This is a genomic window from Myxococcus sp. XM-1-1-1 (genome assembly GCF_020037095.1).
In the GTDB taxonomy this organism is placed as follows: domain Bacteria; phylum Myxococcota; class Myxococcia; order Myxococcales; family Myxococcaceae; genus Myxococcus; species Myxococcus fulvus.
The window spans coordinates 321,601-336,617 of record NZ_JAIQDH010000005.1; the positions used below are offsets into that span (position 1 = coordinate 321,601).

Here is a 15,017-nt window from a genome sequence, read left to right on the forward strand (position 1 = left end):
GTGAACAGTCAGGGTTGGAGCGGTGTTCGCGCGGTGCTCACGGTGCTGTGTCTGGGGTTCGCTCTGGTGGCCCGGGCGGAGCCCCCCGTGGTGACGGCGGCCTATCCCCTCGCGCCTCTGCGCCCCGGCGCCCAGAGTGTCGAGATCGGCTTCGACATCGAGCAACAGGTCTCCCAGGTCCTCGTCACCCTCGAGGGCACCTCGGACTCCCACGGCTCCTTCGTCGCCACCTCCAACCTCCGGGTCGAGCGTGACTTCGCGGGCGCCGTGCCCTTCCACGTGCTCGTGCCCCTCAAGGTCGCCTTCCCCGACGACGGCGCCCTGAAGGTCACCGCCACGCCCATCGGGTCCGACTCCGTTCCGGGCACCCCCTTCGTCACCACCTTCAACGCCAAGGGCAGCCCGCCCGGCTTCGCCGCCACGCCCGTCACCGTCCGCTCCGACGCCACCGCGGGCGGCATCGTCCTGCAGGTCGCCTACACCGGCCAGGTCGCCTCCGCCGAGCTCTCCATGATGGGCGCCTCCGCGCTCGCCCTGCGCACCGTGCACGGTGACCTCGGCGAGGCCGAGGCCCAGGCCTTCGTCACCGCGCGCCGGCTCGTCGGCCGTCCCCACGTCGCCACACCCGGCCGCATCAGCTTCTTCATCCCCACCACCGACGGAAGGCTGCCCCCCGACGGCGTCGTCATCGCCGACGTCGCCCTCCAGGACCCCTTCGGCCGCACCGTCCACACCTCCGCCGTCGAGTTCACCAGCTCCACGTCCTTCGATCCGCTCGTCGACATCACCGTCCAGCCCAGCTCGCTCCTGCTGGAGCAGGTGGGCCAGCGCGAGGACCTCAAGGTCTTCGGCAACTTCGCCGTCGCCGGGCAGGCGGACCTCTCCGGCGGTCGCCGCGGCGTCCTCTACGAGTCCAGCAAGCCCGCCGTTGTCGCCGTCACCCAGTCCGGTGAGGTCATCGCGCTCGCGCAGGGCGAGGCCACCATCAAGGTGACGTATGCCGAGCGCACCCGCGAGGTCCCCGTCATCGTCACGGACCCCTCGCGCATCGCGGGCGTGAGCATCCTCCCGGACACCGTCACGCTCGCGCGCGTGAAGGACAGCCTCCAGCTCCAACTGCAGGGCCGCCTGGACCACCCCGTCACCGGCCGCGTCATCGACCTGACCCCGAGCACCCTGCGCACCACCTGGAGCTCCTCGCACCCGGCCATCGTCGCCGTCAGCTCCGAGGGCAAGGTCACCTCGCTCGCCCCCGGCAGCGCCACCATCACCGCCACCCACCTCACCTCGGAGAACGAGCCGTGGACGGACACCCGCCGCGTCGAGGCGAAGGACGGCGTCCCCTCGGTGCGCCTGTCCGGCCCCACCTCCATCGCCGCCGGCGCAAGCGTGGAGCTGCGCGCCGTGGCCTCCGACGACGTGGCCGTCAAGCACGTCAGCTTCCTCGTCAACGGCGTGCCCACCGTCATCGACGACACCGCGCCGTACACCCTGCGCATCCAGGCCCCGCCGAACGTGGGGGCGACCTTCAAGCTGTCCGCCATCGCCGTGGACTCCGGTGACCAGGAGTCCACGCCGGCTGTGCTCCAGGTCAAGGTGACGGCGCCCCCGGGCCCGAGCACCCGACAGGTCGTCTACGAACAGCCCGTCTCCGGCGCGAACCTCATCGAGGGAATCCCGCACATCCTCCGGGTGACGAGCGGCGACTGGACGTCCGGCACGCTGTCCCCGCTCGACTTCCAGGTCGTGCGCTTCACCGTGGACGGCGCCCCCGTGGGCTCATCCTCGACGGCCCGCATCGAGCTGCGCCCCGTCCCCGACAAGGTGCCGCAGGAGATCGTCGCCGTCCCGCTGTGGGAGGTGAGCTACGTGCCGCCGCCGGGGAGCGCGGGCACGGGCGCCTCCATCAAGGCCATCGCCGTGGACCGCCATGGCGCCACCGCGGAGGGCTCCGCCGTCCTCGTGCGCATCGTCGGCAACGCGCCTCCGCTCATCACCCGGCGCGCCCCGCTGGGCAGCACGGTGGAGGTGACGGAGAAGGTGCCGCTCGCCGTCGAGGGCACCGTGGGGGACGACGCGCTGTCCTTCGGCGTCAAGGTGGCGCTGCTGGTCAACGGCAACGCCGTGGCCACCACGCGGCTGGACGAAGGAGGGCAGGGCGGCACCGCGCAGGGCTCGCAGAACTTCCGGCTCCTGTGGACGCCGCCCGCGGGCTCCGCGGGCAGTCGGCCTCGCGTGGAGATTCAGGCCATCGACCATGGCGGGCTCGAGCGCCGCGTCGGCTTCGAGGCCGTCGTCGTGCAGGACGGCCCGCCCAACGTGGCCATCCAGACGCCCACCTTCACGGACTCGTACGTGGGGGGTACGCAGGTGCTCCTCACCGCCGCCGCCTCGGATGACAGCGGCGAGGCGCCGCAGGTGACGTGGAAGGTGAACGGCGTGCCCGTGGGCCAGTCCTCCGTGCCGCCCTACCGGGTGACGTGGCGCACGTCCGTGGTGACGACGGCCACCACCTATCGCCTCATCGCGACCGCCCGCGACGCTCAGGGGCACGAGCGGGAGAGCCACCACGTGGACGTGGTGATTCGCCCGGACCTCAACAAGCCCAAGGTCAACATCCTCACGCCGCAGCACCTGGTGAAGGTGCCCAACTCGCAGGGGCTGCTCGTCACCATCGCCGGCTTCGACGACGTGGGCGCCAAACGCGTGGAGCTCTTCCTGGGCGAGGAGCTCAACACGCCCGTCTTCACCGACACCTCACCCGGCGACAACGCGGGCGTGCCCGGCTCGTTCATCAGCTACACCGTCATCCCCACCGAGCACTTCTTCGACGGCGCGGTCCCCAAGACGAGCCTCAAGCTCACCGCGCGCGCCTACGACACCTCGGACAATCACGACGAGGTGAGCCACACCGTCACCCTCCAGGGGGACCTTCCGCCCACCGTGGAGTTCCTCAGTCCGAGCCCCGGCTTCGTCGGCACCGCGAACACGCTCGTCCCCATCGTCCTCCACGCCGAGGACGACGTCGCCGTTTCCAGGGTGGAGCTCTTCGAGTACCGCGGCGCCGCGCGCCACTCCGCCGGTGTCGCCACGCTGCCGCCGTACCGCTTCGACCTGCGCCTGCCCTCGACGGCGGGGAGCGTGCGGTTGGAGGCCGAGGTCACCGACAGCAACAACGAGAAGAACACGAAGACGGTGAGCCTCACGCTCGACGTGAAGGCGGACGAAGAGCCGCCCATGGTGGCCTTCCGGAGCCCCGCCGAGGGCACGCGCGTGTTCGCGGGCCCCAACCGGAGCGTGGACGTCGTCGTGGTCGCCACGGACAACGTCCACGTCAAGAACGCCCGGCTCTTCCTCCAGGACCCCCTCCAGCCCAAGAACCCGGACGCTCCCGAGTCGCCGGTGGGCTCCGTCAACGCCGGGACGGAAGAGGGGCTGTACCAGGTGTTCAAGTGGAAGCTGGACGTGCCGGCCGCGTACGCGGGCCATCCGCTGCGGCTGCGCGCGGAGGTGGTGGATGACGGGGACCGCTCCGCGGAGCGCCGGCTGGTGCTCCAGGCGGTGGAGAACACCGCGCCCGTGGTCAACCTGATGCTGCCCGCGCCGAGCTCCGTGGTGAAGGAGGGCCAGGACGTCACCATCACCTTCACCGTGTCCGACGACGAGGGCGTGGCGAGCGTCGCGGGTCGCTCCGGCGGCGTGACGCTGGAGCCGTTCATCGGTCCGGTCAACACGGCCATCCAGCAGAAGCTGGTGGTGCGCGCGCCCATCGTCACGTCGACGACGCCCGCGTCCGAGCGCTCGGTGGGGGTCGTCGCCAAGGACGTGAGCCCCGTGCCCCAGCTCGGCCACGAGGACGTGCTGCTCGACGTCATCGACGACGTGGAGCACCCCACCGCGCTGCTCCTGTCGCCGATTCCCGGCACGGCCACGCAGCCCCTGCAGGTCGCCAACCGCAGCAGCCTGGGGCTGCGCGTGGATGTCTCCGACGACGTGCGCGTCTCGCGCGTCGCCGTGGTGCTGGACGGTGTCGAGATCCGGCCCGAGCCGCAGAAGGACTACCTGCGCGCAAGCCACGAGGACTTCGAGGAGGTCCGCGCCCCCAACCCGCAGGGCCCCGGCGACATCCTCGTCAGCCGGCGCTACGTGGGCACCTACTCGGGGACGATTCCCGTCCAGCGCACTGGCACGGACCCGTCCAACACCGCGCCCGAGAAGCACGTCGTCTGGGCCCGCGCGTATGACCCGGCCGGCAACCCCACCGACACGTCCAAGGTCGAGTTCGAGATCATCACCCCCGAGGACAAGCTGCCGCCGGTGGTGCGCATCTCGCTGCGAGGCGTGCCCGACGCGAAGACGTGCGTGTCCGGTTCGGAGGTCACCCTCCAGGCGCAGGCGTCCGACGACAGCGCGGTGCAGTCGCTCGCCGTGAGCTTCGATGATGGCCTGGAGGAGCCCGAGGGCATCGAGGGGCTCGAGCAGCGGCCGGGGACGCTGCCCGCGGCCTCGGTGAGCTTGAGCGGTCCGTTCGTGATGCCCACGCTGACGAGCGGCGCGTCGCGCACGGTGAGCTTCGAGGCCACGGCGACGGACACGCTGGGCCGCACCACGGTGTCCGGCTACTCGTGCCTGCTGGTGCCCGACGCGGCGCCCGTCGTCCGCTGGGTGTCGCCCGCGAGCGGGGACCTCATCGAGGAGCAGCGCTACACGGGCTCGATGGAGCTCCAGGATGACGTGGGGCTGCGCGCGGCGTGGCTCGTCGCCTCCACCTCCGAGGTGAAGTCCGCGACGGCCACGGGCCTGGCGCTCGATGCCCCGTTGCTCACGGGCACGCCGCAGGTGCCCTTCTCGCTGTCGAACCACGCGGTGTCGAGCGCGACGCTCACCTTCGGCGCCCAGCCCGGGAGCGGCACGTCGGCGGGCACCCCGTTCACCTTCGTGGTGACGGGTGAGGACGGCGCGGTGCGCGTCACGCCGCACGCGGCCCATCCCTCGGACAACGGCCCGGGGCAGCTCCGCCTGAAGGTCGCCGCGGACTCGCACGGTGCCCAGGCGCACGTCTCCTACCACCTGCGGCCGAAGACGCAGCTGTCGACCGAGGCGCAGGCGGAGCTGGCGGCCTTCAAGGCCCTGTTCCCCTCCGGTGATTTGACGCAGACGCGCGTGCTCACGCTCGACGCGGGCAACCTGTACGAGGTGGACCTCGGCTTCCCGAAGAACGCGGTGGACGTGGAGCAGGTCCTCGTGTCGCTGCACGCCGTCGGTGGAGACTCGCGCCCGGTGCTGGTCTCCGAGCTGGCGCTGCGCTACCAGTCCGGCCAGCCGCACCAGGTCCGCGTGGCCGCCGCTGGCCAGCGCCTGACGGTGGACCCGCTGTCCGCGACGCTCACGGCGGGCCAGCTGAGCGCGCGCCAGGCGGGCTTCCGCATCCCGGCGGCGTGGACGGCCACGGACGCGCGCCTCACCACCGTCGCGGTGGACACGGCGGGCGTGGTGGCGAAGGACGCTCGCGTCCTGAAGGTGGTGCCCGACACGGTGGACCCGACGGTGGCCTTCGTCGGCTTGGGGGAGGGCGCCTCGGCGGTGACGGGCCAGCCCTTCAAGGTGCGCCTGCGCGCCGCGGACAACGCGAGCCTGGCCAAGGTCCAACTGCTGGTGAACGGTGAGCCCCAGGGCGACACCCTCCTGGTGGGGACCTCGCAGGACGTGGAGCTCACCTTGCAGCGCACGACGCTGGGGCCCGTCAAGCTCGACGCGCTCGTCACGGACCGCGCGGGCAACGACGCCGTGTCCCATCCGGTGTTCGTGCAGATCGTCCCCGACGCCGCGCCGACGCTCCAGCTGGACCGGCTGGTGGCCACGGGGGAGACCATCCACCGCGCGGAGCTGGAGAACGGCTTCGTCAGCCTCCTGCAGGGCAAGGAGGCGACGCTGCACTTCACCGTCAAGGACGACGTGGGCGTGGCCTCCGTCACCACGACCTACGGAGACGGCCTGCCGGATACGCGGCCCTTCACGCCGGCGGTGACGGGCAGCAGGTCGCTGAGCGTGAAGTTCACGCCGCCCATGGGCGCCGATGGCCAGCCCACCGTGTTGACCCTCACCGTCAAGGACACGGCGAACCAGGAGAAGAGCGCGCGGCTGGTCATCGAGAGCCGCAGGCCGCGCGCGCCCCAGCTCGCCTTCCTGGAGCCCGCGGCGGATGCCTACCTGGTGGAAGGCAGCATCCAGCTGCGCCTGGGCGCGCTGGCCGCGGACGACACGAAGGTGACGGGCGTGGAGTTCTTCGTCAACGGCAAGCCCGCGCTCCAGCTCGCCGAGCGCGACGGCACCGTGGTGCCCACGCTCTTCGACCCGGAGGGCAACCCCGTCGCCGCCGACGTCACCGTGCGCGACACGCTCGCGGCCCTGCGCGTGGCGCCCGAGGACATCTCCCGCTTCCGCATCTTCCGCGGGCTGCTGTCGCTGCCCCCGGGCTTCGTGCGCCTGGACCCCACGCGCACGGAGAGCCACGTGCTCCTGCGCGTCGAGGCTCGCGACCTGGAGGGCAACCGCTCCTCCGTCGAGCGGCGCATCCGCATCGCCGAGGACACGGCCCTGCCGGTGGCGAACGTGCTGCGCCCCAGCCTGGGCCGCGACGTCATCGAGAACACGCCCGTGCTCATCCAGGTGCAGGCGCACGACAACGCCTTCGTGGACCGGGTGGAGATCTACGCCGGCCCGAGCGCGGAGGGTCTGAAGCTCATCCACGTCGCCGGAGGCTTCCCGTCGGAGAACGGGCTGCCCGGCTCGCCGTTCGACGTGTACTCGCCGGTGGTGACCTTCCAGTACTCCGTCCCGAGGCTCTCGGAGCTGGGCGGCCTGGACCTGGTCCCGTACTTCATCGCCACGCGCGCCCGTGACGTCTCCGGCAACCAGGGCGAGCTGGAGTACCAGCAGATCGACATCGTGAGGGACCGCGAGCCCGCGCTGGCCATCCTCTCCCCGTCGGATGGCACCACCGTGGTCGCGGACAACCCGCTGCCGGTCATCCTCTCGGCGGAGGACGACGTGGGCGTCACGTCCGTGTCGCTCTACCTGGATGACCAGACGGCGCCCGTCGCCACGCTGAACCAGCCGCCGTTCCGCTTCCTGGTGCCGGTGCCCGCGTCGACGGGGGGCACCCTGCGCCTGCGCGGCCACGCGGTGGACAGCTTCGGGCATGAGGTGAGCTCGCAGACGGTGGTGCTCTCCGTGGTGGGCGACCAGCCTCCCACGGTGGCCATCGCGCAGCCGGCGCATGGCGCCATCGTCACCGAGGGCCGCGACTTCGCCGTGCTGGTGGCCGCGCAGGACGACGTCGAGGTCCAGCGCGTGGAGGTCACCGTGGAGGGCGGGGTCGAGGGGCCGCTGCGCTTCGCCAGCGCCACCCGTCCGTACTCCTTCCGCGTCCCGCTGCCGCATGGCTCGGCGGGGCGTCACCTGACGATTCGCGCCAACGCGCGGGACTCGTCGGGCAGGACGGTCCAGGCGCGTGAAGTGACGGTGCAGGCGAAGGCGGACACGCAGGACCCGGTGGTGAAGCTGGTGTCCCCGGCGAACGGCTCGGCGATGGTGTCCGGCCTGCGGATGGATGTGGAGGCGCGCGCCGAGGACAACGTGGGCGTGGCGAGCGTGACGTTCTTCGTGAAGGTAGGCGACGGGGCGGAGACGCAGCTGGCCCAGGTCCCCGCGCCGCCGTATCGCTTCTCCTACCTGGTGCCCAAGAACCTGGTGACGGAGGCCGGGGTGAGCGTGCCGCTGCGCTTCACCGCCCGGGCCGTGGACCTGAGCAACCGGACCTCGTCGGACGTGGTCACCGTGAGCGCCATCAACGACAAGCCGCCGTCGGTGTCGCTGCGAAACCCGCCGTTCAAGGTGGTGGCGAAGCTGCCGAGCACCTTCGCGACCGAGACGGGCGACGACGTCGCGGTGTCCTACGTGACGTTCCTGGTGGGGCCCGCCAGAGACCAGCTGGCCGAGGTGGGGCGCCGCTTCCAGCTCCCGTTCGAGCACATCCACGTGGCGGACCCGGCGGACGTGGGCAAGCGGCTGTGGATCGCCGCTCGCGCGGTGGACACCGCCGGACAGGCGACGCAGTCGGAGCCCATCGCGTTCAGCGTGGTGGCGGACCAGCTCCCCTCGGTGGAGCTGACGCGGCCGGAGCCCGATGGCACCGTCTTCGCGGGCGCGCGGCTGCGGCTGGAGGCCAACGCCTTCGACGTGGACAGCGGCATCGAGGCGGTGTCGTTCTTCGTGGACGGCCGCAAGGTGGCCACGGCGCTGACGCCCGCGGGCATCCCCGGCCGTCCCCATGCCTACGTGGGAAGCTTCGTGGCGCCCATCGGCAGCGGCAGCCGTGAGTTCTTCATCAAGGCCGTGGCGGTGGACAAGGCGGGGCAGGAGGTGGAGACGCCCGAGCGCAAGGTGGGCACCATCCCCGACACCACCGTTCCCGAGGTGGAGCTGGTGGACCCGCCGCACCTGGACGTCGTCACCGAAGGCGACCCGCTGCTCCTGTCCGCCTTCGCCGAGGACAACGCCGGCATCCACGAGGTCGCCTTCCACGCGGCCTACACCAACGTCGCCGGCCAGCCGGTGTCCGAGCAGGTCGGCGCCTCCGTGGTGCCGGTGACGAGCAGCGCGAACCGGCCCCAGTACCGCTATTCGTGGCTGGTGCCCACGCCGATGGCCGGCAAGGCCATCACGCTCCATGCGCTCGCGAGCGACCTGTCGGGCAACCCGAAGGCGACGCCCGTGGTCCAGGTGGAGGCCGGCATGCGGCCCTCCCGCGCGCCCTACAAGCCCTTCGGTGGCTCGGGTGAGAGCACCCGGCTGTCCGCCCTGGCGGTGGACGGCGAGGGGCTGGGCATCGTCGGCGCCACGGGCCTGCCCAAGGGCGCGCCCTTCTCGCGTGGCGTGGAGTTCTTCCGCGTGACGGACGCCCCCCTGGCGGCCCTGGTGGGACATGCCCTGCAGGGCGCGCCGGTGGCGTCGGCGTTCCACGACGGCCTGGCGCTGGTCAGCGTCCGCCACGACTCGGCGGCGCGCAACGGTGAGCTGGTGCTGTTCAAGACGAACGACGCGGCCCACATCCTCCAGCAGGGCAGCATCGAGCTGTCCGGTCCCGAGGTGGGCGGCGTGGTGGCGGCGGGGCAGCTGGCCTTCGTGGCCAACGGCGCCGCGGGCGTGGTGGTGGTGGACCTGTCGGACCGCGACTACCCCCAGCGCGTGACGACGCTGCCCACGCCGGCGCCTGCGCGCGACGTGGCGGTGCTCGGCGACAAGCTGCTGGTGGCCGCGGGGACGAGCGGCCTGCGGGTGTTCGACCTGCTGGACCCGAAGCTCGGTGAGCTGGGGTACGCGGCGGTGCCGGGTGGCGCGGAGACGGTGACGGTGGTGGGCGAGCGCGTCCACGTGGGCTGCCAGGGGGCCTCGGCCTCGCTGGCGGTGGTGGACGTGCGCGCCGCGCCGCGCGTGCTGTCGCTGCTTTCCCACGCGCCGGGCCGCGCGGACCTGCTGGCCACCGGCCAGCGCTCCGTGTCCGGCCTGGGCAACGTGTCGGTGTCGACGGTGCAGCTCATCGACCCGACGAACCGTCCGGTGAAGGGCCTGCTCACGGCCTCCATCGTGGACGCGGAGGGCGTCACGACGACGTCCGTGCGCGCCAACGTCCCCGCGGCGGGCGACGTGGAGATGACGTCCGGCGGGCCGATGACGCTCTTCGGTCACCAGGGCGTGGCGGAGTTCACCCTGCCGCGCTTCCTGGTGACGGACGTCACCCCGGCGGACGGCGCGGAGCAGGTGTCGTTCGAGGCGCCGGTGTTGTCGGTCGGCTTCTCGCAGCCGGTGGACGCGGCCACGGTGAGCGCGTCGCGCGTCATCCTGCGCGAGGGCCTGCTGAACGGCCGCGTGGTGACCGCCGACGTGCGCGTGAGCGCGACGGATGCCTTCCGCGTCGAGCTGGTGCTGCCCGAGGGCGTGAAGCTGGCGCGCGGCAAGGAGCACTCCATCGCGGTGGAGGCGGACCTGGGCAGCACCTTTGGCCAGACGCTGGAGCGGCGCTACCTCTCGCGCTTCCGCACGCGCACGACGGAGGGCGAGCTGCCCAGCGTGGACCGCGTGGTGCCGCGCGCGGGCCCGGTGGATGGCGGCACGCGCGTGACGATTCACGGCGAGCGGTTCGCGCAGGGGGCGCGCGTGTACTTCTCCAACGCGGAGGCGACGGAGGTCTCCGTCGATGAGACCGGCACGCGCCTCACCGCGCGCACGCCGCAGCAGGTGGAGGGCCCCGCGCGCGTCACGGTGGTCAACCCCGGCGGGCTGCAGGGCAGCCTCCTGGGCGGCTTCATCTTCATGGACATCCTCCAGGTGAGCCACGCCTCGCCGGCCTCGGGGCCGCTGGCGGGCGGGCAGTTGGTGGAGCTGTCCGGCGCGGGCTTCCAGCACGGCGCGGAGGTCTTCTTCCGGGGGCAGGGCTCGCAGACGGCGCGGGGGCGCCCGGCGCGCTCCGTCACGTTGCTGTCGCCGGGCCGCCTGCTCGTGGAGACGCCCGAGGGCGGCTACGGTCCGGCGGACGTCTTCGTCGCCAACCCGGACGGGCAGCTCGCGGTGGCCGAGAGCGCGTACCTCTACACGAACCTGTCGACGACGAAGCGCATCGGCCGGTACCAGCCCTCCATCGATGGCACGGACGGCCGCCCGTCGGACCGGATGCCGCAGGGCCGCCCAGGGCCGCTCGTCATCTCCGGGGGCCGCGCCTACGTGCTCTCCGAGGCGTCCATCCAGCAGGGCGTCGACGTCATCGACGTGCTCAAGCGCAGCACGCAAGGCGCGCTGTCGGTCATCGACGTCTCCGTGCCGGAGAACGCCGGGATGATGGGCGGCGTCTCGTTCCCGCCGCCCTACGAGCCGAAGGCGCTCACCGTGCGCGGAACCATCGCGTACGTGGCGGCCGACGCGGCCGAGCTGACCCACGTGGACATGGTGGGGGAGGGTGGCCCGTCGCTGCTCGTGGTGGACGTGAGCAAGCCGACCGAGCCCAAGCTGGTGCAGGCGCTGCCCTACGAGGGCGAGGCGCTGGATGTCGCGGTGGTGGATGACCTGGCGCTCGTGGCCGCGGGAGACAGCGGCCTGGCGGTGTTCTCGCTGGTGGAGCCACTGCGCCCCATGCTGCTGGGCGCCGTGAGGTCGTTCGTCATGAACGGCACCGTCAAGACGCCCTCCATCGAGCAGGTGCGCATCCTCGGCCGCCACGCGGTGCTGCGGGCCCGGCTGGGGAACGCCGCGGCCACCCTGACGGTGGACCTGGCGCGCCCGGGCTTCCCCGTGGTGGGAGAGACGCCGGACGTGGGGGACCTCGCCATCCACTCGGGCCGGGGCCTCGCCTCGCTCGAGACGGCGGCCACGGTGTCGCTGTCTCCGCCCACGCTGCCGCGCAAGGTGGCGTCCATCCCGTCCCTGGTGGGCACGCGCTTCTTCCAGTCCGCGCTGGGGCCGCACCTGGGCGTGAACGCCGGCGCGGGCGTGCTCCAGCTGTCGGCCGCTTCCGAAATCGACGCTCCGCTCGCCGTGGATGCGGTGGACCTGTGGCCGGCGACGTCGCTCGCCGACGTGGGCATCGACCGGGGCGTGGTCGTGGCCAGCATCAACGGCGTCTTCTCGCCGAGGAACCTGCCCACGCCGAATGACGGGTTCGCCGTCGTCGCGGTGCCGTTCCCCATGGTGACCGCGATGCGTCCGGCCGCTTCCGAGCTGGGCGTGTCCACGCTGGAGACGCTCGTCGCCGAGCTCAACGTCCCCATCCGGAACGTGTCGTCGGTGAACGCGCGCCTGTACGCGCTGGATGGATCCGCGCTGGGTGAGGAGATCACCACGGAGCTCCGGACGCCGGTGGAGGAGGGCGTCCAGAAGCTCGTCATCGACCCCGTGAGCGCGCTCGCGGGAGATGCGCGCTATCGGTTGATCATCTCCGGCCTCCAGGCCGACGACGCGGACGGCTCGCTCATGCCCGGGCGCTTCGTCACCGAGTTCCGGACGTCCAAGGACACCGTGACGCGGCAGGTGGTGGTCGACACGATTTCGCCGCGCGAGGGCCCGGTGGCGGGCGGCACGCTCGTCACGCTGAAGGGGCGTGGCTTCGAGGCGGGCCTGGAGGTCCGCATCGGCGGCCTCCCCGCGGACATCCAGTCCTTCTCGGCGAACGAAGTCACCGTGCGCACGCCCGTGTCCACGGTGGACGGCGCGGTGGCGCTCGAGGTGCGCAACCTCTCGGGCACCTCGCTGACACGCGCGGGTGCGTTCATCTACACGCGGCCGCTGTCGCTGGTCTCGATTTCGCCGGGGCGCGGCCCGTCGTCGGGCGGCACGAAGGTGGTGCTCGAGGGCAACGGCTTCTCCACCAGCGGCACCGTCCGGGTGCTGTTCGGCACCACGCCGGCGCTGCGAGTGCGCGTGCTGGGCATGAAGCGGCTGGAGGCGTACACGCCCAACGGGCTTCGTGGGGCGGTGGACGTGTCGGTGGTCCAGGACGGCGCTCCGCCTGCGGTGCTCGAGGATGCGTACATCTTCGACCAGCCCACGGACGCCTCGGTGGCGTTCCAGGGCGAGATTCGCGACATGGTGGCCATCGGCGACCACGTCTACATGGTGGGCGCGGGCGGGCTGCGCATCGTCGACCTGTCGGGCCTCTACCTGAAGGGGCGCCTGGCCGGGACGCCGATTCCTCCCGAGCGCCGCAGCGAGCTCATCGACGAGGACAACGACCGGCTGGACGACCGCATCATCGGGAAGTGGGACTACCTGGGCGCGGACCTGCTCTCCATCGCGTACGCGTCCGAGTGGAATGACCGCCTGTTCCTGGGCTCGGGCTCGATGCGGGGCCAGAGCTCGTACTCGGCGGCCACGGTCCTGGAGCTGGACATCTCCAACCCCGCGCGGCCCCAGCTGGTGCGGACCACGTCCGCCGGCGACGGCGCGGCCTTCGGCCTGGACCTGCGCGGAGACCGGCTGCTGACGGCGGCCGGCAAGGGCGGTCTGCTCGGCTTCGACATCACGAACGCGGCGTTCCTGCTCCACACGCTGAAGTCACCGCTGGCCCCCGAGGTCAGCGCGCTGGCCGTGGAAGAGGGCCTCGCGGTGGTGGGGACCGGCACGTGGACGCCGGGGCACCGCTTCACCGGGGGCCAGCTGCACACGGTGCGGGTGGACAAGCGTCCGTCGCAGCGGGGCTCGCTGGCGCTGGATGTCCAGCGGGTGCGCCTGCGTCGGGACCACTGGGCCGTCGTGGCGGCGGGCAACGAGGGCCTGGTGCTGGTGAACGTGTCCAACCCCGATGCCCCCCAGCGGGGCGCGTCGGTGGGCACGGACGTGCTCAAGGGCTTCGCCTCGGATGTGCGGGTGGTGGGGGACGTGGCCTATGTCGCGGTGGGCGCGGCGGGCGTGGCGGTGGTGGACCTGAGCAACCTGGCGGCGCCTCGGCTGATGCACCACGTCGCGGGCGCGAACGGTGGCGCCGCCGAGCGGGTGGCGGTGGCGGGGGGCCGCGTCGTGAGCGCCAGGAACCGTGGCGCCGCGGGCTGGGCGCTGGAGTTCGGTCAGGCGGCGGAGCTGACGCTGGTCTCCGCGAGCGTGAAGTCGGGCGACGTCGTCCCGCTGGGCCTGTCCTCGATGATGCTGTCGTTCTCGACGACGGTGACGCCGGAGAGCGCGAAGCAGGCCGTGTCGCTGAGGGTGGACGGCGTGGAGTGGCTGGGCCCGGATGCGCCCGGCGCGGACCTGGAGGCGGGGAGCGCGGAGCAGCCCGTCAGCACGGTGCTCGTGCGCTTCCGTCCGGAGAGGCCGCTGCCTCCGAGCGCGGTGCTGCAGCTCTCCGTGTCCACGGACCTGCTCACGCCGGACGGCCAGCACCTGCTGACGCCGTTCTCGGTGGTGCTGGATGCCGCGGCCGACGACGGCGCGCGTCCGGAGATTTCGCAGGTGGTGCCTCGCGTGGGGCCCACGGGGGGTGGCTCGTTCGTCCAGATCCTGGGCCGCAACTTCGCGGAGGAGACCACCGTCCTGATTGGCGGCGCGAAGGCGACCGTGCTCCCGTCGGACGGGCCCGCGTCGTCGGAGCGGCTCGTCGTCATGGTCCCGGGCGGAGAGCCGGGGCTCGCGGACGTGGTCGTCATCAACGGCGTCGTGAACGACGCGGGCGTGCTCGTGTCGGGCTCGGGGTTGTGGGACCGCAGGGCGGGTGGCTTCCTGTACAAGGCGCCGCTCTTCCTCTCGGCCGCGACGCCGCGCTTCCTCAACCCGTTCGGCGGCAGCCCCATGCGGCTGCGCGGTGACGGCTTCCTGCCGGCGTGGGCCTATGGCGCGCTCGGACCGCCGAAGGTGTATGTCGGCACGTTGCAGGCCACGGGTGTCCAGGTGGTGTCCACCGAGGAGCTGACGCTGACGGCGCCCCTGGGCTCGTTCGGCGAGGACGGCTTCGCCGAGGTCCGCGTGACGTCGCAGCTCCCGGACAATCGGGGCTCCGAGACGGGGACGGACCTGTTCGAGGACGTGCGCCTGGCGCGCAAGGTGGGCTACGGTCTGGAGCGTGGACGTCCGGAGAACGCGACGGGACCCGTGCTGCCCTCGGACGGCGTGGTCTCCGTCAGCGACTTCAACACCCGCGCCCTGGTGGCGGACCTCGACTCGCCGCTCTACCTGTACTCCGCCGCCGGTGCCTCCATCCGGGGCAACCGTCAGCGCAAGGAGTTCCAGGGGACGCACGTCGACGAGGGGTACTTCTTCGACGCGTTCACGGCCGCCACGTTCGACGTGCGGATGCCCGGTCAGGCCCTGGCCTCGATTGGCCAGACGCTGAACCCGAACCCGGCCCGGGTGGACCTGCTGCAGGCCATCCTGTTCGGCTACCTGCCCGCGCAGACGCCGTGGCCGGAGCTGGAGCTGACGGCGGACTCGCTCGACGTGGCGACGCTGCCGGGCCAGGTCCTCATCGCCAACGGCGC

The 15,017-nt window shown here is 72.2% G+C and carries 1 protein-coding gene (running past one end of the window); it reads left to right on the top strand.

Annotated elements, in window-relative coordinates:
* Positions 1-15,017 carry the beginning of an IPT/TIG domain-containing protein gene (locus K8640_RS42860; RefSeq protein ID WP_370640341.1) on the top strand. 17,062 nt of this gene lie beyond the right edge of the window, so only the first 15,017 of its 32,079 coding nucleotides appear in the window; the start codon lies at positions 1-3; its stop codon lies beyond the right edge, outside the window.